Below are 24,559 nucleotides of genomic sequence, written 5' to 3'. Positions count from 1 at the left end.
TTTGGGTGTAGCTGGCGTAGCTTGCGCGAGGCTGACCCGATCGGCCCGGGCTCTCAAGCCGATTTCGATCACGGTGCTCGTGGAACGTCCACGAGAATGCGTGTCAAGCGACACTTGACACGCGACACTTGGTCAGACTATCTGTTCTTCGTGGACATCGAGAGCATCAGGCACAAGGCCCTGCGGAACTTTGCCGAGACCGGCAAGGCCAAGGGTCTACCCGGCAATCTCATCGGGCGGCTTCGGAACATGCTGGCCTATCTCGCCGCCGTCGAAACCATGGAAGAGTTGAAGGCGCCGCCCAACTACGGAGCTCATGAATTGACGGGCGACCGGGCAGGCGAATGGTCGCTCACGGTGACGAAGAACTGGCGAATGACGTTTCGGATCAATGCCGCCTTCGCAATCGAGGATATGGACCTGGAGGACTACCACTAATGGCCATCAAGCTGCATGAGAGCTTCGCCGTCCATCCCGGCGAGTGGCTGAAGGCCGAGTTCGTCGAGGCCTATGGATTGAACGTCACCGTCGCGGCCCAGAAGCTGGGGGTGACCCGTCAGGCCATGAGCAATCTGCTGAACGGCAAGGCCGGCCTGTCGGCCGAGATGGCGATCCGGTTCGAGAAGGCCTTTGGCGTGCGCGCCGACACCCTGCTGCGGATGCAGACGGCTCATGATCTCGCGCGGGTGCGGGCTCATGAGAAGGACATCAAGGTCGAGCGCCTCGAGTTCGCGGCCTAGGGCGGCGCGGATCGTCAGGCGACCTTCTTCGCGTAGACCAGGCAGAGCAGCTCGGCGACGACCTTATAGAATTCCGCGGGGATCATCTGGTCGAGCTGGACGGCGGCATGGAGCGAGCGTGCCAGCAAGCGGTCTTCGATCACCGGAATGTCGTTGGCCTCGGCGATCTCGCGGATCTTGAGCGCGATCAGGTCGGTGCCCTTGGCGAGGACGAGCGGCGCGCCGCCCTCCTCCTGCACATAGCGCAGCGCCACGGCATAATGGGTCGGGTTGGCGATGATGACGGTGGCGCGCGGCACAGCGGCCATCATGCGGTTGCGGGCCCGGTCGCGCGCCAGCGAGAGCCGGCGCGATTTCAGGATCGGGTCGCCCTCGGCCTGCTTGTGCTCGTCCTTGACCTCCTGCTTGGTCATGCGCAGCGAGTGGCGCCAGAAGCGCTGTGTCCAGACGAGGTCGATCGCGACGATGACGATCGTCGCCACACAGGTCGCCGACAGCAGGCGGATCGCGATCGTCAGGATCAGTTCGGGTATCGCGCTGGGGTCCCTCAGCATGGCCGTCACCACCGTGTTCTTGTCCGATTTGAGGATGAGCCAGACGGTCACCGTGATGGCGGCGAACTTGGCCAGCGACTTGCCGAATTCAACGAAACCCTGGCGGCCGAAAATCCGCTTGAAGCCCTTGGATGGCGAGAGCCGCGACCATTGCGGCGTGATCCGTTCGAGCGCGAGCTGGGGCGGGTGCTGCAGGAAGGTCGCGCTCAGCCCGAAGATCAGGAAGAGCGCGAGCAGCGGCCAGAGGAACATGCTGGCCTGCATCGCCGCATGGATAAGCAGCGTCGTGGTGTTGGCGCTGGTCGAGATGTCGAACCCGCCGGGGTCGCTGAGAAAGTTCGACAGGAAGCGCGTGGCTTCGCCGGCGCCGGCGCGGATCAGGAAGATGCTCCCGATCAGCGTGGCGGCGATGCTGGCGAAGATCGGCGCCTCCTTGGAGGAGGGCGTGTTGCCGCGCTCGACCGCATCGCGAACCTTCTTTTCGGAGGGTTCCTCTGTTTTGCTTTCCTGGTCCTCCTGATCGGACAAGGCGCGTCACCTGCTCGCCGGAAAAAGCGTGCTCACTGGAAGTAAGCACCTTCCTCGCGCTCGGGATTGAGCTCGATTTCGCCGCGGCTCGCCATTTCCAGCGCGACGTCGGTGATCGCGCGGCGGGCATCGACGACCTCGCGCTGGAGCGCCGGCTCGCCGCCCTCCAGGTCCTGCTGGACGATGCGCCGGGCGCGGGCGGCCAGAGAGGAGAGGATCTGGTCCCTGAACACGGCCTCCGTCCCCTTGAGCGCCAGCACCAGCCGGTCGGTCGGCACCTGGTCGAAGATCGCCATCCGGGCGCGGGCCGAGAGCTTGACGATGTCCTCGAAGGTGAAGAGCAGGCCCTTCAGCATCTCCGCCGATTCCGGCCGGACGCGCTGCAGGCTGCCCAGGGCCTCCTCCATGTCGTGGCTGTCCATCTTGTTGAGGATGTCGGCCATGCGGGCATGGGTGTCGGCGCCCTTGTTGCGCGAGAGGTTGAGGGTGAAGCCCTCATAGAGCGCCTTCTCGACGATTCCGGCGGGCTGCTCGGCGACGGGCTTGAGGTTGAGCATGCGGCGCATCAGTTCGTGGCGACGGTCCGCCGGCCATTGCGTCATGACGCGCGAGGCGCAGGACGGCTTGAGCTTGGACAGCACGAAGGCCGCCGTCTGGGGATGCTCCTTGGCGAGATAGCCCGCGAGCGCGCTTTCGGGCATCTGCGAAATGCGGTCCCAGATCGAGCGGTTGGCGGCCTCGGCCGTCTCGCCGATGATCTCGGTGATCTCCTCGGGCGGGAGCACGCCGGTGAGCAGCTTCTGGACCTCGCTCGGCGAGCCGACCAGGTTCATGCCGCGGGAGAAATGATCGCTGAACTCGTCGACGAGATCGGCGATGTCGTCGGCTGCGACCGGGCCGAGTTCGGTGGCGCGGCGCATCAGCGCGCGAACCTCGGCGGTGTCGAGATGCTTCAGCATGCGGCCGGCGAGCGGCTTACCCATCGCCAGCACCAGCACGGCGGCCTTGCCGGCGCCGCCGAGCGGCAGCGGGCGTCCCGTCACGGCGCTTGATGTCGCAGCGCTGCCTCGGTTGTCTTTCGCGGTCACCGTCATCGACTGCTGCGCCTCACTCTTCGAACTTGGCCTGGACGCCGACGATCTCGGTCAGCGACACGCCGAAACGGCTGTTGTCGTCCTCGACGATCACGACCTCGCCGCGCGCGACGATGCGCCCGTTGACGACCACGTCGACGGGCTCTCCGACGCGGTGGTCGAGCGGTACGACGGCGCCGCGGCGCAGCTTCATCAGATTGGCGACCTGCATGGTCGCGCTGCCGAGCACGACCTGGATCGTGACGGGGATGCGCAGCACGGCGTCGAGATTGAGCGGGTCGTTGGCTGTGGCGGGCGCCGCGCTGTCCTCTTCCGGCTGGGCGTCGCCGCCTTCGGTCTCGATGAGGGCGACATCGGTCGGCTCTTCGGAGAGAGCGAGGTCGGACAGCTTCACGGGCTTGGTCGGCTTCTTCATGGTGGTCTCCTGGAGAGAATTCTGGGGCTGAAGGAGGGCCTCAGGCCGCGTTGACGTTGCGGCCTGCCCGCGTCCGCGGCGCGTCCATGCTGGCGCAGATGACCTTGATGTCGCCGACCAGGCGGCGGCCGGCATCGATGCGCAGACCGAGTTCTTCGACCACGTCGCGGCCGCTGGCCTGGAGATCGCGCACGGTCGTCTGGATCGCGGCGAGCGCGGCCTCGGTCTTGCCGAAGACCTGCTGGAACTCGGCGTGGTAGGCACGCATGCGCTTCAGTTCGGTGCGCATCCGCAGGACCTGGAGGCTGGTCAGCAGCAGCGCCGCGAAGAGCACGGTTTCACCGAGATAGAAGATCATCGAAAAACTCCTGTTCCTGGTTGGCGCTGTCCTGGACGCGCAGGACATAGGACCCGTCGCGCTGGCCGAGCTGGCACCAGAAGACGGTTTCGTCGTTGCACTGAAGCTGGATGGGAGAGCGTGGCGAGGACTGCAGCTCGATGACCTGGCCGACCTTCAGCTCGGCGATCTCGCCCAGTGTCATCGGACGCTCCTCGAGGATCGCCTTGAGCTTGACCTCGGTCTTGTGGACCTCGGTCTGGATCTGCTTGGTCCAGCGCTGGTCCTTGACCGTGGTGTGGCCGGAGACGACGCGGGCGAGGTTCTGGCGGATCGGGTTCAGGGCCGTCTGCGGGATGACGACGAACATCTGCCCGCAATTGTCGAGGCCCTGGACCAGAAGCTGCGATTTCACCGCCAGGTTGCTGCGGCTGCCGATGGCGGCGAAATACATCCGCGTCTCGACCTGCTCGAAGATGAAGCTCACATTGCAGACCGGGCTGAAGGCCGCCTGCAGGTTCTTCGCGGCGAGTTCGAACAGCGCTTGCGCCACCTGGATCTCGATGGGGGTGTAGGGCCGCTCGTCGTCGGGAAAGTCCGGCTCGTATTTGTAGGGGCGCTCGCTGCCGTCGGCGCCGAACAGCACCTCGATCAGGGTGAAGATGAAGTCGCGGTCGAAGCCGATCAGGATGCGCGAATCCCATTCCGGCGAGTGGAAGATGCCGGCGATGGTGTTGTGGGCATGGGCGTTCAGCGCATCGCCGATCCGCTGGCTCTGGACGTTGGCGACGGAGAAATAGGTCGGCGAGGTCGACATCTGGCGGACGTCCTCGGCGCAGCCCGTCGCCAGCCGGTCGAAGACCATGCGCAGCATCGGCAGCCGGTCGATCGAGATGCCGGTCGATTCGAGGAGCTTGTCCTCGCGGATCGCTTGTGCGGCGGTGCTCATCAGGCGGCTTCCTTCTGGGCGCGGTCATTGGCCGGCGTGCGCTGGCTGCCGCCGCTGATGGTCTTGTCCTCGACCTCGTCGATGGAGGGCCGCTCGGCCGCGGCGATGACTTTGCGGCCATATTCGAGCGCGACTTGCGGAGCGGCGCCGTTGATGAAGGCGAGCAGGGTCTGCTTCACGACGATGTAGACGCGCGCCTGCTTCTCCCGCGTCGCCTTGATCTTGAGCGAGATCGGCCCGATCACCGCATAGGAGAAGAAGATGCCGGCGAAGGTGCCGACCAGGGCTGCGCCGATGAAGCCGCCGAGTAGCGCCGGTGACTGGTCGATCGCGCCCATCGCCTTGATCACGCCGAGCACGGCGGCGACGATGCCGAGCGCGGGCAGGGCTTCCGAGACTGTGCCGAGGGCAAAGTAGGGCTTCAGACTGTCCTTGAGGTGGCTGTCGATCTCCTCGTCGAGCAGGGCCTCGACCTCATGGGCCTGCGCCTTGCCGACGATGATCAATCGGAAGTAATCGCAGATGAAGGTGGTCAGGATGGGGTCGGCGAGGACGCTCGGATAACTGGCGAACAGCGTCGATTCATGGGGCGTCTCGATATGCTGCTCGATCTCGGCGCGGCCCTTGTTGCGGAGCTCGCGCATCAGTGCGTAGAGAATGCCGAGGACCTCGAAATAGTGAGCCTGGGTCGGCGTGGCGTTGCGCATCGCCTCCATCACGGCGGTGCCGGTATCGGCGACCGTCTTCATCGGATTGGCGACGATATAGGTCCCGATCGCCGTTCCGAGGATGATGACCAGCTCCCAGGGCTGCCAGAGCACGGCGACATGGCCACCCATTGCGGCGAAGCCGCCGATGAGCGAACCCACCGCAATCAACAATCCGATCAGTACGCTCAACGCGCCTCTCCTTCTCGCCCATGGCAGTTGCTCGCAAACTGCAAATAAAGGCGTAGAGGAGGTGGCTTGCGCGAAGCTGAAATGACCGGTCAGCCGCCGGGTCAGGTCCACGCAAGCCTTGCACGGGAGCATGACGCCAAGAAGATCGGCTTGATCTTGTTGCTGCGGAGGCCCCGATGACCACGACCATGCTCAGCTATCAGGCGGTCACGCGCAACATCACGCAATCGCTGGCCCGGACGGCGGCCAAGCCGGATGTCGCCGCCAGCGCCGCCTATTTCGAGAAGAACATCGGCAAGGTGAAGACGCTCGACGACTTCATGAAGGACGACCGGCTCTACCGCTATGCGGTCGATGCGTTCGGCCTGGGCGAGATGGCCTATGCCAAGGCCTTCATGCGCAAGGTGCTGGAAGGCGGCGTTAGCTCGTCCAACACCTTCGCCAACAAGCTCTCGGACAAGCGCTATCGCGAATTCGCGGCCGCCTTCGATTTCTCGACGCAGCAGGCCGAGACGAGCTATTTTGCGGCCAATATCGCCAAGGTGAAGACCGTCACGGCTTTCACATCCGACAGCGCCTCGCGGATGTTCGATTTTGCGATCGAGGCGTTCGGGCTGGAATCGGTCGTCGATACGCCCAAGGAGAAGGCTGCCGTCACCGCGGCGCTGCATCTCGGCAAGGACTCGCCGCTGCATTTCGACGATCCGGCGCTCGACAAGCGGTTCCGCGACTTCCTGAAAGCCTTCGACTTCGCCGCCAAGGGTCTGAAGACGACCATCGACAAGCCGGCGATGCAGCAGGTCGTCGACCGGCACAACGGCGTGGTCCGGGCAGACCAGGCCAAGGTCACGGTCGAGAAATATACCCGCCAGAAGATGGAGCTCGATGCCGGCGCCAGCAATGAGAGCGTCCGGCTCGCCTTGTATTTCCAGCGCAAGGCGCCCGATATCACCGACCCCTACCAGATCATGGCCGATCCGGCCCTGCTGAAGGTCGTGCAGACGGCGCTCGGGCTGCCGAAGGAAATCGGCGCGATCGATCTCGACAAGCAGGCCGAGATCTACAAGTCGCGGATCGACTTCAAGGATTTCAAGGATCCGGTGAAGCTGCAGTCCTTCATCACCCGCTTCACGGCGCTGGCCGATTCCCAGAACGGCAGCGCCGCCGCGGCCGGCGCGATCTCCATCCTCGTTGGTCCGCCGATGGCGGCGGGCGTGAGCATGGACACGCTCTTCAGCATTCAGAACCTGCGCCTCGGGGGCCTTTGACCATGCAGCCTGCCATCTATGTCGGCCTGTCGTCCCAGCTTGTGCTCGAGAAGCGCATGGAGACGCTGGCCCGCAACGTCGCCAACATGAACACGGCGGGATTCCGGGCCGAGGAGGTCAAGTTCTCGACCTTCCTGTCGAAGAAGGGCACCGATGGCGTCAGCTTCGCGTCGCCGGGCGAGACCTATATCAGCCGGATTCCCGGCGGCCTCGACAAGACCGGCAACCCGCTTGACGTCGCCGTCGAGGGCGAGGGCTGGTTTGCGATCAATACTCCGGCCGGCACGGTCTATACCCGCGACGGGCGCATGAAGATGTCGGCCCAGGGCGAGCTGCGGACGCTCATGGACCATCCGGTGCTGGATGCCGGCGGCGCGCCGATGCAGCTCGACCCCGAGGGCGGCCCCCCGACCATCGCGCGCGACGGCATGATCTGGCAGGGCCAGCAGCAGGTCGGCGCGCTCGGCCTGTTCTCGATCGATCCGGCGGCGAAGCTGCAGCGCCACGACAATTCCGGCGTGATCCCCGACCGGCCGGCGACTCCGATCCTCGATTTCGTCATCAACGGCGTGCGCCAGGGCTATGTCGAGGGCTCGAACGTCAACCCGATCCGCGAGATGACCAAGCTGATCGCGGTGACGCGGGCCTTCGAGAGCGCGGCGAACGCGATCGACAAGGGCGAGAAGGCCGTCGACGGCGCCATCCGCACGCTCGGCGAAAGCTGAGCGTCGCCCGCGCCCGCGCCTCCGCATTCCCGGCCTGCGCGCCAGCTCCCTACCATCAGACAGGATCGCGATGAACGCGCTGACACGGCTGGAACATGCGCTCGCCGGCGGTCCCCTTCCGCAGGATCTGGTTTCGATCAGCGGCTGCGTCTCCGAGGTCACGCCGGCGGCGCTGCGGGTGCGTGGCCTCTCGCGCTTCGTGCGGCTGGGCGAGCGCATCGCGCTGTCGACGAATGGCCGCGAGGAACTCGGCGAGGCGATCCGGATCGACCGCGACGGCGTGCTGGTGAAGCCCTTCGCCAGCACGGTCGGCGTCGGCCTGGGCGCGCGCGCCAGCGTGGCGGGGCCGCTTGCCTTACGTCCGACCCAGGGCTGGAAGGGGCGCGTCATCAACGCCTTCGGCGAGCCGATCGATGAAGGCGGGCCGCTGCTGCCCGGCGATGTCGCGATGCCGGCCGAGGGACCGCCGCCGGAGGCGATGAAGCGGGCGCGCGTGACGCGGCCGATCCGCACCGGCGTCAAGGTCATCGACCTGTTCACACCGCTTTGCGCCGGACAGCGCATCGGCGTCTTCGCCGGTTCCGGCGTCGGCAAGTCGAGCCTGCTCTCGATGCTGGCACGAGCTCCGGGCTTCACCACGATCGTGATCGGGCTGGTTGGCGAGCGCGGGCGCGAGGTTCGCGAATTCCTCGACGATACGCTGGGCGCCATGCGCGCGCATGCGGTCGCCGTCGTCTCGACCAGCGACGAGAGCGCGATGATGCGAAGGCTCGCGCCGAACACCGCGATGGCGGTCGCCGAGTATTTCCGCGACCAGGGCGAGGACGTTCTGCTGATCATCGATTCCGTCACCCGCCTTGCCCATGCCGCGCGCGACGTCGCGCTGGCGGCGGGCGAGCCGGCGGTGGCGCGCGGCTATACGCCGAGCGTCTTCAGCACCCTGCCGAAGCTGCTCGAGCGGGCCGGTCCCGGCGTCGAGGGCACCGGCACGATCACCGGGATCTTCTCGGTCCTGATCGATGGCGACGACCATAACGATCCGGTCGCCGACTCCATCCGCGGCACGCTCGATGGCCATCTCGTGCTCGACCGTGCCATCGCCGATCAGGGCCGCTATCCGGCCGTCAATGTGCTGGGCTCGGTCTCGCGCCTGGCGCATCATGTCTGGACGCCCGAGCAGCGTGGTCTCGCATCGCGGATGAAGGCGCTCGTCGCCCGTTTCGAGGACACCCGCGATTTGCGCCTGATGGGCGGCTACCAGGCCGGCGCCGATGCCGAGCTCGACAAGGCGATCGTGCTGGTCCCGAAGATCTACGAGGCGCTGCATCAGGACATGAGCGCGGCGCTGAGCCAGGACGCCTTCAAGGATCTGGCGAGTACCCTGCAGGGCTAACCTTGCTTTCGCTCCCGACACTTGGCGCACCAAACACGCCGTCATCCTGGCCGAAGCGAAGCGGAGCGCCGGGATCCATCGTAGAGCCAAATTCCTGGACGGAACTGGCCTCCGATGGATCCCGGCGCTGCGCCGCTACGCGGCTTGGCCAGGATGACGGCTTCGTTTTACGAGACAGCTCGGTTGTGTGGTTTCGAGGCGAAGCAAGCACCGCCAAAAAACGGCAATCAGCTCCGCAGCTGGTCCTTGCGAACGTAGTTGAACTCCTTGACCAGCACGTCCTTGACCAGGTCGCCGCCAAGGCGGGTGTTGACGCCGGTCCTCACCGCTTTCAGCAGCGTGTCGATGTCGACGCGCTCGAGCCGGGAGAAATCAACCTTGGCGTTGGAGTAGATTGCCCGCAGCGCCTCGTCGCGGACATAGGCGTGCGGCTTCACGGTCATCTGCCGCATGGTGCGGGCGTCGGCGGTGAAGACGAACTGGGCCGCGACATAGCCCTGAACCTCGCCATTGGCGATGATCGGGACGTGGATCAGCGCCGTCTCCTCATATTCCAGCCCTTCGAAGAACGGGGTCTCCGACGCCGGCGGCGTTTCCGCGCGCCAGGTCAAGGCGAGGTGGCCGGACAGCAGCGTCACGCCGCAGACCCAGACGCCGAGGATGAGGAGCCGCGCGGTCGTCACGAGGCGTGCGCCTTGGCGCTCGGGGCGCCGGCGATGCGGGAGGTGGCCGAGTAGGTGCCGTCCGATTCCGCCTCGATCAGCGTCGTGGTCATGGCCGAGGCGATCTCGCGGACCGCGTCGAGATGCATGCCGATGGCGAGGCGGTTGTGCTCGAGCTTCAGCCGCAATGTCGAGAGGCGCGCGATCAGCCAGCCGTCGGCGACGTCGTCGCGCATCGCGCGCATGGCACGGCTGGCGTCGAGCAGCAGCCGGCTCTTGATCTCGTTGAGGCGGTTGAAGTCGGCGCTGCGCAGCGCCATCACCTCGGCGGTCTCGTGATCCAGTGCCTGTTCGAGGCGGTCCAGCACTGACCACAGCGCACGCGAGGCCCCGGACGGCACCACCGGCTCGCCCAGGATTTCACCCTGGATGGGTTCGGATGGCGTGACCAGGGCTGGCAGGCCGGGAAGCCTGGCCTCGGCGGTGGCGGTATCGTCGTGCTGGTCGCTCATGATGCTCAGGCCTGTCGGAAGTTGGAGCGGGTCACGCCGCCCGTCGCGGGACGGGTGAGGTTGAGGAAGCGGTGCTCGGCGGCGAGCGGGATGGCGAGATCGCGCGCATTGGCGCCGGCGATCTTGCTGTCGAGCAGCTTGCTGGCGGCCGCCACGGCATTGCCGGGTGCGGTCGTGTCCGTGTTGTTGCGCGCGGCGATCGCGGCCTCGACCTTCTGGCGGATGCCGAGCCCGCCGGCCTTGGCGACCTGGTTGGCGATCTGCTCGGACAGCATGGAACGCCAGACGCCGCCGGCCGTGCCGCTGCCGAAATTATTCGCCGAGGCCTCGGGCATCATCTGCTCGATGAAGGTCGAGATCACCTGCGCCTCGAATTGCTGCAGGGTCTTGGCGCTTTTGGTCTGGGCGGCGTTGGGTGCGCCGGCTAATTTAGCCGGCGCAAGGCTTGCGAATTTCTCGCGGGCGCCGGCAAGGCCGGGTGAGGCCGCGCCCGGCGCCGCTTCATCGACGGCCGCGGCGAACTGGGTCCCGGCGACGCCGCTGCCCATGCGCTGGAGCCGGTCGAAGGCGACCTGCTGCCGCATCGGGTCGGCGGCGCGCGCGACGTCGAGAACGATATCCGACGGAGGAGAAATCGCCATTGTCACCTTCCAAGGTCGTTGAACGATCTGACCTCATCATGGCCGATCAGGCTTATTCCAGGCTTGCGCATGGCGATCTCTGTCAGGGGAAAGACGCGGTCTTCGAAGGCTAGAGACCCGCAGCTCGCTTGCCTTCGAGCGCATCCATGATCTCGACCAGCGCGCCGTCCTGGTCGCCGCGCAGCTTGACCTTGCGGACATGGTCGACGAGGCGGGCGGTGCGCTTCTCGCGCCCGGTTTCCGCCAGCACCTGCTTGCCCTGTTCGGCCGCGGTGGCGTCGAGCTCCGAGATCGTGATCGCGACGCGGTGCAGGCGCTTGGCCGTCATGTCGGAGAACAGGCCGCCCGTCGGGCCGTCGCCATTGAGCGAGACGACGAGCGCGCGGGATTCCTCGCGGGCGGCGCCGGCCTTGAGTTGCGTCGCCTTCTGGCGCCATTCGGCCAGCTTGCGGATGCGCGACTGGATCGCCAGCATGCGCTCGATCGATTTCAGGCGCTTGCCCTGCATGGCTAGGTCAGCCGCGTTCGAGCCAAGCCGAGAAGGCGGTCATGAACAGCTTGAGCGCCTCGGGCCCAGAGAAATAGAGCAGGAACAAGCCGCCTGCGATGACGAAGGGCAGCGAGATGAAATAGACCGGGATCTGCGGCGTCAGCTTGTTCATCAGGCCGATGGCGAGGTTCACCACCACGCCGTAGATCATGAAGGGGCTGCCGATGCGCAGCGCCAGGTAGAAGGTCTCCGAGGCGCGGTCGGCGATCTGGATCAGGCCGGCCTGGGCGTCCAGCGGCAGGCCGGGCGCGATGCGGGTATAGGAGCCGGCGAGCGCGCGGATGACCTCGGCATGCTGGTTGGTGATGAACATCAGCGTCGCGGCCGTCATGGTGATCAGCGTGACGAAGGGGGCCGAGGCTTCCGCCTCGTCGATCGGCAATCCCGGCAATTGGCCGAGCCCCGCCGTCGTCGCCATCGCGGTCGCGATTGTCTGCAAAGCGAGGAAGAAGAAGCGCGCCATCAGCCCGATCAGCGCCCCGGTCATGGTCTCGGAGACGATGATCCGCAGCAGCGTCGCTGGGGATGGATCGGCAAAGGCGGCGAAGGCCGGCAGGACGAAAGGCGTCAGCGCCAGCGTCACGCCGACCGCGATGAAGAGCCGGAACCTGACCGGGACGCGCGGGCTGGAGAAGCCCGGCATCAGCATCAGGCAGGCGCCGATGCGGCAGAAGATCAGGAAGGCGTGCAGCAGCGTGTCGGGCGTGACCGGCGTCACGAGATCGTTCCCAGCAGGTTGACCTCCAGCCCGCGCGCGATTTCGACATGCGACAGCACCGGCAGCGCCGGAAAGATGCGCTCGACGATCATGCGGACATAGGGGCGCGCATCGGGGCTGGTGACGAGCACGAAGCTCTGGGCCTGGTCCATCCGGGCGCGGATCGCGGTCGTCGCCTCGGCGGCGAACTCCTCGATCAGGCGCGGGTCGATGTCGAACTCGACGACCTCGCCCTTGGCGTCGCGGCGCAGGCTCTCATGGAAGGCGAGGTCCCAGCGATTGCCGAGGCGCAGCATGTTCAGCGTGGCGCCCTCGGTCAGGTCGCCGCAGATCTGCTGGGCCATGCGCATGCGGACATGCTCGGCGATCTGCTCGGCGCGGCGGACATGGGGAGCGATCTCGGCGATGACCTCGAGGATCAGATGCAGGTTGCGGATCGAGACGCGCTCGGCGAGCAGCAGGCGCAGCACGGCCTGGAGGCTCGACAGCGACATATGGGCCGGGCAGATCTCGTCGAGCAGCTTCTTGTATTCCGGCCCCAGCCGGTCGAGCAGCGCGCGCATGTCCTTGTAGGACAGGAGCTGGCCGAGATTCTTGCGGATCGTCTCGCTGAGATGGGTGAGCAGGACCGAGAGCCGGTCGACCGGCTGCATGCCCTCGCGCTTGACCTCGTTGGCGTAGCTCTCGGAGACCCACATCGCCTTGACGCCGAAGGCCGGCTCGCGGACCTCCTCGCCCGGCAGGTCGGGCATGCGGCCGTCGCCGACCACGACCAGCATGCTGCCGGGACGCATCTCGCCGGTGGCGGCGACGGTGCCGTGGATGCGGAATTCATAGGCCTTGGGCGGCAGCTTCAGGTTGTCGGAGAGCTTGATCTCCGGCACGACGAAACCGTATTGCTGCGCGAATTTCTTGCGCATCTTGCTGACGCGATGCGCCAGTTCGCTGTGCGAATTCAGCATCTCGGCGGCGAGCTGCTTGCCGAGGCGGAGTTCGATCTCGGAGGTTTTCAGCGATTCCTTGATCGTGTCCTGGCTTTCGCGAATGGTCTCCTCGGCCTCCATCGCGCGGATTTCCTCGGCGACGGCAGCGCGCTCGGCGAGGCGCTTGGGGATGGTGTGGCCGACGAAGGCCATCAGCCCGCCGAGCAGCGCGAAGGGCAGGAATGGCAGCCCCGGCACCAGCGCCAGGATGACCATCAGGAACGAGGCGACGAAGAGCGCGCGCGGATAATGCCCGAGCTGGCCGAGGATCGCCTGTTCCGCCGTGCCGCGCGTACCGCCCTTGGAGACCAGCAGGCCGGCGGCGAGCGAGACGATCAGGGCGGGGATCTGGGTGACGAGGCCGTCGCCGACCGCGAGCTTGACGAAGACGTCGGAGGACTGGGACAGGGTCATGCCATGGCGCGTCACGCCAATGATAATGCCGCCGAGGATGTTGACGGCGGTGATGATGAGGCCGGCGATCGCGTCGCCGCGCACGAATTTCGAGGCGCCGTCCATCGCGCCAAAAAAGGAACTCTCCTCCTCCAGTTCGCCGCGGCGGCGCTGGGCTTCCGGCGCGTCGATCAGGCCGGCCGAGAGATCGGCATCGATTGCCATCTGTTTGCCCGGGATGGCGTCGAGCGTGAAGCGGGCGCCGACCTCGGCGATGCGGGTCGCGCCCTTGGTGATCACGATGAAGTTCACCGTGACGAGGATGATGAAGACGATCAGCCCGATGACGAAATCGCCGGCGATGACGAAGCGGGCGAAGCCGTCGATGATGTAGCCCGCCGCATGCGAGCCCTCATTGCCATGCGAGAGGATGACGCGCGTCGTGGCGATGTTGAGCGAGAGCCGCAGCATCGTCGCGACGAGCAGGATCGTCGGGAAGGACGAGAATTCGAGCGGCCGCTTGATCCAGAGCGAGACCATCAGGATCAGCACCGACAGTGCGATCGAGAAGGCAAGACCGAGATCGATCAGGAAGGCGGGGATCGGCAGGAACAGGATCGACAGGATGCCGACGATGCCGACGGCAAAGCCGATGTCGCGGCGGCTCGCCGCCGGGGCGGCGGCGCCCGGGCTCGCGACCTTGCCCGTGATGAGATTCTGCGTCGCCATGCTTGAGCCTGTATCCTGTCGTCGATAATGGCGGTGATGGTGGTGACGGGCTGAGTGCGGCCCTAGAAGCCGCGTTCGATGCGCCCGTAGACGCGCTCGGTGAAGGCGAAGATCTGCGCACCGGTGAAGGAGCCGGTGGTCGCCATCACGATCAGGATCACGACGATCTTGGGCACGAAGGTCAGGGTCGCTTCCTGCACCTGCGTCAGGGCCTGCATCAGGGCAATCGCGATGCCGATCGCCATCGCGGCCGCGACCGCGGGCCCGGCGCCGAGCACGATCGCCCAGACGGCGTCGCGCATCATGTCGAGAGCGTCGGCCTCATTCATGGCTTCAGTCTCTCACGCTGCGGGAGTGGTCGGCTTCAGCGCGTTGAGGCTGGCGATGATCTGGTCCAGCTTGGCATTGGCCGTGACCGATTGCTCGACCTGCGACAGGGCGGCGAACTGCTGGACATACTGGGCGGGGTCGGTCGGGTTCGTCGGGTCCTGGTTTTTCGCCTGCGCGATCAGGAGCTGCAGGAAGGTGTTGTAGTCGCCCATGGCGCTGGTGGCGCTGGGGGAGTTCGACGTGCTGTTGTTGGCCGTCGTGCTCTGAATGCTGGTCACGTCCATGATCGCCTCTGCAATGTTGGGGGCGTCGCGCCGGCCACCTGTGAGGGGGTGCCCGGCGCGAGGCCTCAAGCGACGTGTGAGTCGAGTCTCTTGGCGGTATCGATTCTCTTGGCGACGATCGCCATCGGAGGGACCGTCTTCTCGTACATAGGCTCCCGAGCCTGCCCGGAGCTTGCGAGGATGCCGGCCTCGGCCGGGTAGAGCGCCCGCAACTGCTTGAGCGCCTCGAAATAGCGCTCCTCGGCGATCAGCCTGTCGATGTGCTCGAGACCGAAGAGGACGGTCGCATCCTCGAAGATGCAGATCGTCGTCATCAGCATGCGATCGAACAGCATCCGGGCGGCGCCGGCGTTCTTCGGGTCGATCAGCATGGTCTGGACGACGAAGTAGAGCTGCCGCAGCGGCGTCGTCGTCTGGTCGGGCTGGATGACATGGGTTTCGAGCAGGAAGGTCGCGTCGTTCATCAGCTCGAGGCTGACCTTGCGATCGAATTTGAGGATCGCCCCGTTGATGTAGATCTTCTCGTTGGCGCGCAGGGACAGGTTCATCGTCTTGCTCATGCTCCGTTTCAAGCGAGGCTGTCGCGGATCATCTTGTTGACGTCGATGACCGATTCGAAGTCGTCGGACTGGCCGAGGCGCAACGCCTCGCCCTGGCGCAAAGCGAACATGCCGATCGAGATCAGCGAGGCCCGCAGCGCTTCCGGCAGGGCGTTCTCGGTGCTGGCCAGATCCTCGATCAGGAAGGTCCAGAGCCGGCGAAGGAAGGTCACCGCCTCGATCGTCTCCGGCGAGGCGGAGCCGGTGGGGCGGGCTTCCTCGAGCAGGACGACGGCCCGGTCGAGCGCCAGCCATTCATTGGCACGGGCCAGGGTGAAGTCGTCCTCGGCCACGGCCGCGTAGGAGCTGTGATACATGAAGCGTCTCCGAAACTGTTGGAACGGGATTGCGGCGATGCGGGCGCGCCTGCCCGGTCGCCCGGGCCTCGTGGCCGGGCGGGGGGATGGTGCGGCGTGTCGATGGGACGTCCCGGCGGCGCAGGCGGCCGGGAGCGAGGGTCAGCTCATGTATTTCAGGATGTTCAGCTGCTGGATCCTGACGGTGAGCGCATAGGCGGTGTCGAGCTGCGTCGTGAGATCGGTGACGCGCACATTCGCCTCGTAGGGGTCGACGTTCTCGAAGGCCTTGATCTGCTTGACCATGATGTCGCGCTGGATCGCCAGCCGCTCGCTCGAGACCTTGACGCGCTCCTCGGTCGCGCCGAGCCGGGCCTGCGTCGCCGTGATGCCGAGGATCGCCTTGTTGATGCTGTCGATGCTGGCGTCGACGACGGCCCGGAATGCGTTGGTGTTGAGCTTTTCCGGGCCGAGATCGTAGGCCATGGTGTAGGCCATCGCGAGGTCGCGCATGGTCTGCGTGTTGGCGTTGGTCGAGACCTCGACGACCTCGCTCAGCGAGATGCGGCTGGTCATGTTCTGGTCGAGGGCCGAGGACCAGTTGGCGCCCCAGGCCGGGTCGGCGAATTCCGTCGGCAGGACGGTCTGCAGGAAGGTCTGCATGTCGGCCTGCGTGATGTTGGCGACGCCCGGCGCATTCTGGGCAAAGCCGAAATGGCCGAGGAAGGCGGCATCGACCGCAGCCTTGTTGCCCGCGGCCGGCGTGGCGAAATAATCCGTGACCGGCCGCGCTTGCGTGTTGATGCCGGCGAAGATGAACTGCCCGCTGGTCGAGGCGTTGAGCGCGGCGGTCATTGCCTGGAGGTTGTTCTTGGCCTCCGATTTCAGCACGTCGGCGCCCTTGTCGCCGTCGCGGACGCTGATCAGCGTAGCGAGGAACTGCTCCGCCGTCTCGCGCATGCCGTCGAGCGCCTTCTGCGTGACCTCGAGGCGCGAGGAGACCAGGCCGTTGGTGTCGATGATGCCGTTCAGCCGGTTGTACTGGTCGCGCAGGCCGATCGTCTTGCCGGTGCTGCCGCCGAGCGTCAGGCCGATATCGGCATGCCGCATCGTGGTGGATTCCTTGGTGGCGTCGGCAAGGCTGTCGCGCGCCTTCGCCACGGCATTGCGCAGCGTCGACGAGAGCGAATAGTTCGAGGTGAAGCTCGTCTTCATGGTGTTACCTCACAGCCGCGAGCAGTGCCGCCAGCATCCGGTCGATGGTGGTGATCAGGGTGGAGGAGGCGTTGAAGGAACGCTCCAGCTCCATCATCAGCGTCATTTCCTCGTTGATATCGACGCCAGTGATGTTGGAGAGCGCAGCCGTCGAGCGTTGCAGCAGCGCGGTCTCGTAGCCGAGCGTCTGCGTCGAGGTCTGGCGCCTGGCCTCGATCCAGCCGACGGAGGATCCGGCGAAGCCGACGAGCGTGTCGGTCGGGTCGGCTCCCGTGACGGGGTCGAAGCTGCGCCCGGTTCCGAGGCTGGTGAGCAGGCCCTGGATGCGATCGGGGAAGCCCGCCGCGCCCGAGGCGTTGTAGTTGTAATCGGGGTCGAGCGGGTCGGAGATGCCACCGTCGCGCAGCCGGTCGAGATTGCCGCCCTGCGAGGGGTCGGCATTGGCGTTGACGCGGATCGCGCCGGCAAGGCCTGCGACCGTCACGCCGGTCGCCGGGATCGTGGCGGGGCCGGGCGGGGGTCCGTAGGTGAACAGGCCGGCCTGGTCGGGCCCGACGCCGGTCTGGTCGCTTTCGGCGAAGACCTCGATCAGGCCGCGGGCGATCTCGTCGAGCTGGGTCTGATAGGTGACGGTGATCTCGTCGCGAACGATCGACGAGCCGTAGATCTGGCCAGATTTGATCGGCATGATCGCATTGGGGCCGGTGACCGGCACGCTGTCGACATAGACCGCGTTGCCGGAGGTGCCGGCGCCCAGCGAGAAGTTCGGCGCCATGGTGACGCTGCGCGGCACGGTCTCGAACAGCGTCACGCCGCCATCGGTGTAGATCACCATGTCGTTGTTGGGCCGGGTCGAGACGCTGATGCCCATCTCCTCGGAAAGCTGCGAGAGGATGCGGTCGCGCGTGTCGAGCTGGTCGGTGATGTCGGCGCCGGACTGGCTGCCCTTGACGATCGCCTTGTTGGCCGCCTCGAACTCGACGAGCAGGCCGTTCACGCGATCGACGCCGAGCTTCATATCGGCATCGGCCTGCTGGCGCACCGTGCGGACGGTCCCGCTCGCCTCGTTGAGGGTCCGCACCAGCTCGGTCGCCTTGGTCAGGACGTTCTGGGCGAGCAGCGGGTCGTCCGGCGTCACGCCGTATTGCTGCAGGGCGTTGGTCAGGTCGCCGAGCTTTGCCGCCAGCGACTGGTCGAGCTCGGGATCGTTGACGGTGGCCTCGAGCTGGTCGAGCGCGTCGACCATCGCCTGCTGGGCCGATGTCGTCGAGGTCGCGCCGAGCTTGGCGGAGAACAGCACCGAATCCATCGCCCGGCTGATCGAGGCGACCCTGACCGCCCCGCCATAGGTCGTGATGACCGTGCCGGACTTGCGGTTGTAGTTCGGGTCGTCTGCGCCGGCGACATTGCGCGAGAGAACGGAGGTCTGGGTCGAGGTCGCCGTCAGCGAGGACTGCGCCACGTTCAGGGCTGATGAAAGGCTCATGGGATGGTCCCCGTCTCTCTTGCTCGCCCGCTCAGCGCTTCAGGTTGACCAGGACGTCGAGGATTTCCGAGCCGGTCTGGAAGACCTTCGAATTCGCCGTGTAGCTGCGCTGCGATTCGATCATCGCGGTCAGCTCGGTGGCGAGATCGACGTTGGACTGTTCCAGCGCGCCGGAGCGGATCGAGCCGAAGCTGCCGGTCTCGGGGAAGCCGACGATGACGTCGCCGGACTTGTTGTTCACCGAATAGACATTACCCGATTGCGGGGTGAGCTGATCGGGGCTCGGCACGGTTGCGAGCGGGATGCGATAGGTGGCGCGGCGGGCGCCGTTCTCGAAGACGGCATAGACCGTGCCGTCATCGGCGATCTCGACGGTGTCGACGGCGCTGGGCGCGTTGCCGTCGACGGCGAGTTCGAGCGCGGTTTCGCCGGTGGCGACCTGCGAGACCTGGCTGAAATCGATCGTCGTGGTCGCGCCGCCGGGGATCGCCACGGTGAAGTTCGCCGGGGCCGTGGTGAGCTGGCCGGTCGGTCCGAAGGCCAGGGCGACGGTCGCCAAGGCCGGCGAACCCGCCGCGCCATAGGGGAAGCCACCGGCCGTCGCAGTAGACTGGTCGAAGACCACGGCCTGCCAGGTATCGGGCGCCGTGCCTGTTTTCGCCATGTAGACGTCGAGCATCTTCTTGTTGCCGAGATTGTCGTAGGTGACGATCGAGGCCTTGCTCGAATAGGTGCTGCCGGCGACGTTCGCCGAGGGCAGGGTCGCGGCCGGGATTACCGCCGCGTTGGAATCGAGCACGCCCTTGAAGGAGCCCGAGGTCGTCGGGTTCGCCTCGTAGGAGACATTGGCGAGGTTGATGCGCTCGAGCCCGTCGAGGCTGTTGGCGACGACCGTCGGCTCGCCGTTCTGGATCGGGTAGCCCATCAGGTAGAAGCCGGCCGAATTGACCAGTTCCTGGCTGCCGTTCTTCACGAAGGCGCCGGCGCGGGTCATATATGGCGTGCCGCCCGCGTCGGTGACGACGAAGAAGCCGTTGCCGCGGATGGCGAGGTCGGTCTTCGAGGTCGAGCCCATGATCAGGCCCTCGTCGGAGATCGCATAGCGTGTCGTCGTCTCGACGCCGCCGGAATTGTATTCGCTGTGGTTGCCCTCGGAGATCAGCGAGGAGAACTCGGTCGAGGCGCGCTTGTAACCGACCGTATTCACGTTGGCGATATTGTCGCTGACCGCGCCCAGTTTGCTTCCCTGTGCGGCCATGCCGGACACGCCGGTACGCATGATACCAAAAATGCTCATCTGCCCATCTCCAAGCGAAGCTTTCGAAGGGCAGTTGATCTTGTTTTGCTTGTGCGGAGCTTTCGGAATACGGCAGGTAAATCTTTAGTAAAATTTACATCTTGGCGAGCCAAGGATCAGGGCCGTTTTCACTCCTTATATAATAGCGCTTCGCGATCGGTGCTCGCCGGCGTGCCGAAACGGTGCATCGGCCTGACGTCGCGGCCATTCCGTTAGTCGCCTCATGAATCCCCAGAATCGGGTTTCTGTAGCGTGCAATTCTGTTTGGTAAATGAAGTGTATACGGAATGGAATAAATCCGTATATCAGTCTTTAAGAGCGCTTCGTGCAGTATTCCGTCTTGTTTCGCGCCGCGGCATTATCGCATTGACGCTGCCGGAATCGGTTCATAACGTTATTCTGCTTCCATCTCATTCGAGATGGCAGCGTTTCCGATGCCGGGGGGTATTAATGTATATCGTGATCGATGATCGTGCCTTGGTGACCGAGGGCTACCAATCGCTGTTTACTGGCGAAGGCGTCCCAGCGATCGGCTTCACGCCGTCGCGTTTCCAGGAATGGGTCGAGGATACCCCGTCCGATCACCTCAAGACGGTCGAGGCCTTCCTGATCGGCGAATGCGCGGAGCGCTCGACCTTCCCGACGATGATCCGCCGCCGTTCGCAGGCGCCGGTGATCGCGATGAATGAAGCCAGCTCGCTCGAAAAGACGCTGGAGCTCTTCGCCGCCGGCGTCGACGACGTGGTCCGCAAGCCGGTCCATGTCCGTGAAATCCTGGCCCGGGTCAACGCGATGCAGCGGCGCTCCGAGAAGCGCCGTTCGAGCGATGACGAGGTCGCGGTCGGCGAGATCCGGGTTCATTTCGACGGCAGCGACCCGGAAGTTGCCGGCGAGCTGATGGCGCTGCCGCGCCGCGAACGCCGTATCCTCGAATTCATGATGCGCAACCGCGGCCGCTGGGTGACCAAGACGCAGGTCTTCAACGCGGTCTACGGCCTGTTCGATGCGGAAGTCGACGAAGCCGTCGTCGAGAGCCATGTCAGCAAGCTGCGCAAGAAGCTCCGGGCGAAGCTCGGATACGATCCGATCGATTCCAAGCGCTATCTCGGCTACACGATCTCCTGACGCTCCGGCCCCGGCCCTCGGGGCCGGGAGCGCTGTCCGCCGCGCGCCGCCAGTATGGGCGGCGATTTCGCGTATCCGGCCCAATCAATTCGCCAAGCGACTACTACGACAATTGCCGACGACAGCTTCGCGCAAGTCAATCCTCCTAGTGTTGCATTGCAACGACCATGGAGGCTTCAGGTGGAGCCAGTTCATCTCTTCGATCTCGCCGCCAAGCAATCGCATTGGCTCGCCGTTCGACAGAACGCCGTCTCGCAGAACATCGCAAATGCCAATACGCCGCGCTACACGGCCGTCGATGTCGAGCCTTTCGAGGCTGTCGTCAGGAAGACGACCCTGTCGGTCGCGGCGACGTCGCCCAATCACATCACCTCGACCCCCGCGGAAACGCTGACGGCCAGGCCGCGCAAATCCGACAGCTGGGGCACCGTCCATTCCGGAAATTCGGTCAGCCTCGAGCAGGAAATGCTCAAGGCCGGCGACATCAGCCGCAACTACGCCTTCACGACGAATATCGTGAAAAGCTTCCACCGCATGATGATGACGGCGATCAAGGGCTGATCAGCCCGGCGCAAGTCTTCTCATGCGAGTTAAGTCTTGTCATGCGAGTTAACACTGCGCGAATTCTTGCCACAGGTGAGTATAACGATGATCGATCCCATTGATGCTTCGCTTCGTATCGCCGGCGCCGGTCTCCAGGCCCAGTCGACGCGCGTGCGCGTCGTCTCCGAGAACCTCGCCAATGCGCAGGCGACCGGCACGACGAAGGGAGCCGATCCCTATCGCCGCAAGACGGTGACCTTCGAGAACACGATGAACCGCGCGCTCGGAGCGTCCCTGGTCAAGATCAAGGGCGTCGGCGTCGACAAGGCGCCGTTCCGGGTCGAGTTCGAGCCGAGCCATCCGGCCGCCAACGACAAAGGTTACGTCAAGATGCCGAACGTCTCGATGCTGCTCGAGATGGCGGACATGCGCGAAGCCAACCGCTCGTATGAGGCGAACCTGCAGATGATCAAGCAGGCGCGCTCGATGCAATCCATGACCATCGATCTTTTGAGGAACGGCTGATGCTCAACGCGATTTCCGCACTCGCCCCCGTCGCGAGCCAGGTCACCCAGGGGCTGCAGGGCCTGGGCGCCGCAGGCGTCAGGCCCGGTCTCGGCACTGATGCGGCCTCCGCCAGCCCCGGTGCCGATTTCGGCTCCGTCTTCGCCAATGTCGCGCAGAACTTCGTCGACAATCTGGCTCAGGGCGAGGCCCAGGCCGTCGCCGGTGTCCAGGGCAAGGCGGCGGTGCAGGACGTCGTCCAGGCCGTGATGTCGGCCGAGCAGTCGCTGCAACTGGCGATGGCGATGCGCGACAAGGTCGTCGCCGCCTATCAGCAGTTCACGCAAATGCAGGTCTGAGGAGCACTTATCATGAAAGTCCTTGCCATCGCCTCGACCGGCATGAGCGCCCAGCAGCTCAACGTCGAAGTCATCGCCAACAACATCGCCAACATCAACACGACCTCGTTCAAGCGGGCGCGGCCCGAGTTCACCGATCTGCTCTACCAGACCGAGCGCTCGCGCGGCGTGCCCAATCGCGGCGGCGACGGCTCGATTCCGGAAGGCGCTTCGCTGGGGCTCGGCGTTCGCGCCGCCGCCATCCGCAACCTGCATATCCAGGGCGCGATGACCCAGACCGGCAACCGGCTCGACCTCGCCATCGATGGGCGCGGCTGGTTCAAGATCACGGCGCCCGAGGGCGAGACGCTCTATGCCCGCGCCGGCACCTTCAACACCAATGCCGATGGCGACATCGTCACGGCCGATGGCTACCTGCTCGATCCCGTCATCCGGGTTCCCGCCGACGCGGTCGATGTCACGGTCAACGAATCCGGCCTGGTGCTTGCCAAGATCCCCGGCGAGGTCCAGCCGCGCCAGCTCGGCCAGATGTCGTTGGCGAACTTCGCCAACGACGCGGGTCTGGAACCGCTCGGCGGCAATCTCTACCGCGAGACGGTGGCCTCGGGTCAGCCGCGCGACGGCAACCCGACCGCGATCGGCTTCGGCAAGCTGCGCCAGGGCTATCTCGAAGCGTCGAATGTCGATCCCGTGAAGGAGATCACGGCGCTGATCGCGGCGCAGCGCGCCTATGAGATGAACGCCAAGGTCATCACCGCCGCCGACCAGATGGCCGGCACCGTCTCCAACGGCATCCGGTAAGGAACGCGCGCCATGGCCATCCTGTCGGTCCGATCCCCCCTGCTCGCCGTGCTTGTTTGCCTTGCCGCGCTCGCGCCGGCGCAGGCCGCGCCGGGAGACGTCATGCTGCCGGTCCCGGCGGTCACGCTCTATCCCGGCGATGTCATCGGCGACGCGCATCTGGTCGACCGGGCGTTCCGGATGGCGGCGCGGGTGGCGATCGACAACCGCCTCGCGGTCGTCGGCAAGGTGGCGCGGCGGACCCTGCTGCCCGGCCAGCCGATCCCGCTCAACGCGGTGGACGATCCCAAGGTCGTGCGCCGCGGCGTGCCGACGCAGGTGATCTTCCGCGAGAGCGACCTCGTCATCACGGGGATCGTCGAGCCGATGGCTTCGGCCTCGGTCAACGAGATGGTCAAGGCACGCAATCCCGATACCGGGCTCATGGTCGTCGGCGTCGTCCAGGCCGACGGCACCATCCGCGTCGGGAGCGAGTGATGGCCTTGACCTCGCGGCTGATCGCATTCGCCTGTGCGCTGACGATGGCGCTCTCCTGCGTCGCCCCGGCGCAGGCTTCGGTGCGGATCAAGGATATCGCCGGCCTCCAGGGCGTGCGCGACAACCAGCTTGTCGGCTACGGCCTCGTCATCGGCCTGCAGGGCACGGGCGACAGCATCCGCAATTCGCCGTTCACCGGCCAGGCCCTGCAGTCGATGCTCGACCGGCTTGGCGTCAATGTCCGCAATCAGGCGCTGCGCACGCGCAACGTCGCGGCGGTGATCGTGACGGCGGATCTGCCGCCCTTCGCCGGCCGCGGCAGCCGTATCGATGTCAGCGTCGCCTCGATGGGCGATGCGACCTCGCTTCTGGGCGGGACGCTGGTGGTCACCTCGCTGCTCGCGGCCGACGGGCAGACTTACGCGCTGGCGCAGGGTCGTCTCAACGTCTCCGGCTTCTCCGTCCAGGGCGAGGCCGAGCGTCTGACGCAAGGTGTTTCGACCGCGGCGCGGATTCCAGGCGGGGCCATGGTCGAGCGCCAGGTCCCCGATCAGCTTGCCACCCTGCATGTTCTGTCGCTGGAATTGCGCAACCCGGATTTCGTCACGGCGGAGCGGGTCGCGAGCGCGATCAACGTCTATAGCCGCGAGAACTACAAGGCGACGGTGGCCTTCGCGCTCGACCATCGCACGATCAGCCTGACGCGGCCGGTCAATATGTCGACGGCGCGCTTCATCGCCGATATCGAGCGGCTGACGCTGGAGCCGGATTCGCCGGCGCGGGTGGTGGTCGACGAGCGCACCGGCACGGTCGTGATCGGCCGCGACGTCAAGATCTCCACCGTTGCCGTGACCCATGGCAACCTGACCGTGCGCGTCACCGAGACGCCGCAGGTCTCGCAGCCCGAGCCGTTCAGCGGCGGACAGACCGCGGTGGTTCCCCGCACGGCGGTGGAAGCGCAGCAGGCCAATGGCCGGCTCGCGATCATCAACGGGGCCAATCTGCACACGCTGGTGCGCGGTCTCAACCAGATCGGCCTGAAGCCCGCCGGCATCATCGCGATCCTGCAGGCGATCAAGACGGCAGGAGCCCTGCAGGCGGACCTCGTGGTCCAGTAGCGGTTCCTCGCCTCGCCCGATCCTCCTCAGCAGGA

The 24,559-nt window shown here is 65.7% G+C and carries 31 protein-coding genes; 12 read left to right on the top strand and 19 right to left on the bottom strand.

The features are described 5' to 3' along the window. The first annotated feature begins 114 nt into the window (after window positions 1-114). Both AC1DYU_RS13235 and AC1DYU_RS13230 read left to right on the top strand, forming a co-directional pair. Complete coding sequence (locus tag AC1DYU_RS13235) at window positions 115-438, top strand: type II toxin-antitoxin system RelE/ParE family toxin (RefSeq protein WP_476792017.1); 324 nt, start codon at window positions 115-117, stop codon at window positions 436-438. After that, window positions 438-740: a HigA family addiction module antitoxin gene (locus tag AC1DYU_RS13230; protein WP_158482409.1), complete on the top strand. Its 303-nt coding sequence runs from the start codon at window positions 438-440 to the stop codon at window positions 738-740. The genes AC1DYU_RS13235 and AC1DYU_RS13230 overlap by 1 nt, the downstream gene beginning before the upstream one ends. Window positions 741-754: 14 nt before the next feature. Here the strand turns inward: AC1DYU_RS13230 and flhB are convergent, their stop codons facing one another. From flhB to motA, 6 genes are all read right to left on the bottom strand, one after another. Next, window positions 755-1,822, bottom strand: a complete 1,068-nt coding sequence (gene flhB, locus AC1DYU_RS13225) for a flagellar biosynthesis protein FlhB (protein ID WP_476792016.1) — start codon at window positions 1,820-1,822, stop codon at window positions 755-757. 32 nt (window positions 1,823-1,854) lie between these two features. Continuing rightward, window positions 1,855-2,865 (bottom strand): flagellar motor switch protein FliG, encoded by a 1,011-nt coding sequence (locus AC1DYU_RS13220; RefSeq protein WP_476792015.1) that lies wholly within the window; start codon window positions 2,863-2,865, stop codon window positions 1,855-1,857. A gap of 64 nt (window positions 2,866-2,929) precedes the next feature. Further along, the gene (gene fliN / locus AC1DYU_RS13215) at window positions 2,930-3,331 is read right to left on the bottom strand and encodes a flagellar motor switch protein FliN (RefSeq protein WP_158482412.1); all 402 of its coding nucleotides are present in this window, start codon (window positions 3,329-3,331) and stop codon (window positions 2,930-2,932) included. Between the two features lie 40 nt (window positions 3,332-3,371). Then, window positions 3,372-3,689: a hypothetical protein gene (locus AC1DYU_RS13210; protein WP_158482413.1), complete on the bottom strand. Its 318-nt coding sequence runs from the start codon at window positions 3,687-3,689 to the stop codon at window positions 3,372-3,374. Next, entirely contained in the window at window positions 3,670-4,617 is a 948-nt protein-coding gene (locus AC1DYU_RS13205; RefSeq protein ID WP_158482414.1) for a FliM/FliN family flagellar motor switch protein, read from the bottom strand. The genes AC1DYU_RS13210 and AC1DYU_RS13205 overlap by 20 nt, the downstream gene beginning before the upstream one ends. Further along, window positions 4,617-5,516 carry a flagellar motor stator protein MotA gene (motA, locus tag AC1DYU_RS13200; protein WP_158482415.1) on the bottom strand — a complete coding sequence of 300 codons (900 nt, stop codon included), beginning with the start codon at window positions 5,514-5,516 and terminating at the stop codon, window positions 4,617-4,619. The genes AC1DYU_RS13205 and motA overlap by 1 nt, the downstream gene beginning before the upstream one ends. Window positions 5,517-5,692: 176 nt before the next feature. On the opposite strand from motA, the gene AC1DYU_RS13195 reads away from it, so the two are divergent. The 3 genes from AC1DYU_RS13195 (at window position 5,693) to fliI (ending at window position 8,902) form a co-directional block, all read left to right on the top strand. Then, window positions 5,693-6,784: a DUF1217 domain-containing protein gene (locus AC1DYU_RS13195; RefSeq protein ID WP_476792014.1), complete on the top strand. Its 1,092-nt coding sequence runs from the start codon at window positions 5,693-5,695 to the stop codon at window positions 6,782-6,784. Between the two features lie 2 nt (window positions 6,785-6,786). After that, a complete protein-coding gene (gene flgF, locus AC1DYU_RS13190; RefSeq protein WP_158482417.1) occupies window positions 6,787-7,509 on the top strand; it encodes a flagellar basal-body rod protein FlgF in 723 nt (240 codons plus the stop codon). Window positions 7,510-7,579: 70 nt separating this feature from the next. Then, entirely contained in the window at window positions 7,580-8,902 is a 1,323-nt protein-coding gene (gene fliI, locus AC1DYU_RS13185) for a flagellar protein export ATPase FliI (protein ID WP_476792013.1), read from the top strand. Between the two features lie 227 nt (window positions 8,903-9,129). Here the strand turns inward: fliI and AC1DYU_RS13180 are convergent, their stop codons facing one another. The 13 genes from AC1DYU_RS13180 to AC1DYU_RS13120 all read right to left on the bottom strand — a co-directional run bounded on the left by AC1DYU_RS13180 (window position 9,130) and on the right by AC1DYU_RS13120 (window position 19,597). Continuing rightward, window positions 9,130-9,585 (bottom strand): hypothetical protein, encoded by a 456-nt coding sequence (locus AC1DYU_RS13180; protein ID WP_476792012.1) that lies wholly within the window; start codon window positions 9,583-9,585, stop codon window positions 9,130-9,132. Continuing rightward, the gene (locus tag AC1DYU_RS13175; protein ID WP_476792011.1) at window positions 9,582-10,076 is read right to left on the bottom strand and encodes a hypothetical protein; all 495 of its coding nucleotides are present in this window, start codon (window positions 10,074-10,076) and stop codon (window positions 9,582-9,584) included. The genes AC1DYU_RS13180 and AC1DYU_RS13175 overlap by 4 nt, the downstream gene beginning before the upstream one ends. A gap of 5 nt (window positions 10,077-10,081) precedes the next feature. After that, on the bottom strand, window positions 10,082-10,717 hold the full coding sequence (locus AC1DYU_RS13170; RefSeq protein WP_476792010.1) for a rod-binding protein: 636 nt from the start codon (window positions 10,715-10,717) through the stop codon (window positions 10,082-10,084). Window positions 10,718-10,826: 109 nt separating this feature from the next. Continuing rightward, window positions 10,827-11,225, bottom strand: a complete 399-nt coding sequence (locus tag AC1DYU_RS13165; protein ID WP_476792009.1) for a hypothetical protein — start codon at window positions 11,223-11,225, stop codon at window positions 10,827-10,829. A gap of 7 nt (window positions 11,226-11,232) precedes the next feature. After that, entirely contained in the window at window positions 11,233-11,985 is a 753-nt protein-coding gene (gene fliR / locus AC1DYU_RS13160) for a flagellar biosynthesis protein FliR (protein WP_476792008.1), read from the bottom strand. Next, a complete protein-coding gene (flhA, locus tag AC1DYU_RS13155) occupies window positions 11,982-14,090 on the bottom strand; it encodes a flagellar biosynthesis protein FlhA (protein WP_476792007.1) in 2,109 nt (702 codons plus the stop codon). The genes fliR and flhA overlap by 4 nt, the downstream gene beginning before the upstream one ends. A gap of 62 nt (window positions 14,091-14,152) precedes the next feature. Next, on the bottom strand, window positions 14,153-14,419 hold the full coding sequence (locus tag AC1DYU_RS13150; protein ID WP_476792006.1) for a flagellar biosynthetic protein FliQ: 267 nt from the start codon (window positions 14,417-14,419) through the stop codon (window positions 14,153-14,155). 12 nt (window positions 14,420-14,431) lie between these two features. After that, entirely contained in the window at window positions 14,432-14,704 is a 273-nt protein-coding gene (locus AC1DYU_RS13145) for a flagellar hook capping FlgD N-terminal domain-containing protein (RefSeq protein WP_476792005.1), read from the bottom strand. A 65-nt stretch (window positions 14,705-14,769) separates the two neighbouring features. Continuing rightward, on the bottom strand, window positions 14,770-15,264 hold the full coding sequence (flbT, locus tag AC1DYU_RS13140; RefSeq protein ID WP_476792004.1) for a flagellar biosynthesis repressor FlbT: 495 nt from the start codon (window positions 15,262-15,264) through the stop codon (window positions 14,770-14,772). Window positions 15,265-15,272: 8 nt separating this feature from the next. Further along, entirely contained in the window at window positions 15,273-15,620 is a 348-nt protein-coding gene (gene flaF, locus AC1DYU_RS13135) for a flagellar biosynthesis regulator FlaF (RefSeq protein WP_476792003.1), read from the bottom strand. A 141-nt stretch (window positions 15,621-15,761) separates the two neighbouring features. Next, window positions 15,762-16,814 carry a flagellar hook-associated family protein gene (locus AC1DYU_RS13130; protein WP_476792002.1) on the bottom strand — a complete coding sequence of 351 codons (1,053 nt, stop codon included), beginning with the start codon at window positions 16,812-16,814 and terminating at the stop codon, window positions 15,762-15,764. 4 nt (window positions 16,815-16,818) lie between these two features. Then, window positions 16,819-18,300 carry a flagellar hook-associated protein FlgK gene (gene flgK, locus AC1DYU_RS13125; protein ID WP_476792001.1) on the bottom strand — a complete coding sequence of 494 codons (1,482 nt, stop codon included), beginning with the start codon at window positions 18,298-18,300 and terminating at the stop codon, window positions 16,819-16,821. A 31-nt stretch (window positions 18,301-18,331) separates the two neighbouring features. Further along, a complete protein-coding gene (locus AC1DYU_RS13120) occupies window positions 18,332-19,597 on the bottom strand; it encodes a flagellar hook protein FlgE (RefSeq protein ID WP_476792000.1) in 1,266 nt (421 codons plus the stop codon). Between the two features lie 450 nt (window positions 19,598-20,047). On the opposite strand from AC1DYU_RS13120, the gene AC1DYU_RS13115 reads away from it, so the two are divergent. The 7 genes from AC1DYU_RS13115 to flgI all read left to right on the top strand — a co-directional run bounded on the left by AC1DYU_RS13115 (window position 20,048) and on the right by flgI (window position 24,524). Beyond that, complete coding sequence (locus AC1DYU_RS13115) at window positions 20,048-20,722, top strand: response regulator transcription factor (protein WP_476792107.1); 675 nt, start codon at window positions 20,048-20,050, stop codon at window positions 20,720-20,722. Window positions 20,723-20,902: 180 nt separating this feature from the next. Beyond that, complete coding sequence (gene flgB, locus AC1DYU_RS13110; protein ID WP_476792106.1) at window positions 20,903-21,283, top strand: flagellar basal body rod protein FlgB; 381 nt, start codon at window positions 20,903-20,905, stop codon at window positions 21,281-21,283. A gap of 87 nt (window positions 21,284-21,370) precedes the next feature. Continuing rightward, the gene (gene flgC / locus AC1DYU_RS13105; RefSeq protein WP_476791999.1) at window positions 21,371-21,790 is read left to right on the top strand and encodes a flagellar basal body rod protein FlgC; all 420 of its coding nucleotides are present in this window, start codon (window positions 21,371-21,373) and stop codon (window positions 21,788-21,790) included. Further along, a complete protein-coding gene (gene fliE / locus AC1DYU_RS13100) occupies window positions 21,790-22,128 on the top strand; it encodes a flagellar hook-basal body complex protein FliE (RefSeq protein WP_158482434.1) in 339 nt (112 codons plus the stop codon). Before flgC ends, fliE begins: the two co-directional genes overlap by 1 nt. A 12-nt stretch (window positions 22,129-22,140) precedes the next feature. Beyond that, on the top strand, window positions 22,141-22,929 hold the full coding sequence (flgG, locus tag AC1DYU_RS13095) for a flagellar basal-body rod protein FlgG (RefSeq protein WP_158482435.1): 789 nt from the start codon (window positions 22,141-22,143) through the stop codon (window positions 22,927-22,929). 12 nt (window positions 22,930-22,941) lie between these two features. Continuing rightward, window positions 22,942-23,406, top strand: coding sequence for a flagellar basal body P-ring formation chaperone FlgA (flgA, locus tag AC1DYU_RS13090; RefSeq protein ID WP_158482436.1), 465 nt, complete (start codon window positions 22,942-22,944; stop codon window positions 23,404-23,406). Next, window positions 23,406-24,524, top strand: coding sequence for a flagellar basal body P-ring protein FlgI (gene flgI / locus AC1DYU_RS13085; RefSeq protein WP_476791998.1), 1,119 nt, complete (start codon window positions 23,406-23,408; stop codon window positions 24,522-24,524). The genes flgA and flgI overlap by 1 nt, the downstream gene beginning before the upstream one ends. Window positions 24,525-24,559 lie beyond the last annotated feature (35 nt).

This window comes from Allobosea sp. P2_B12 (assembly GCF_056404835.1).
This window is presented reverse-complemented; position numbering and strand designations above follow the sequence as displayed.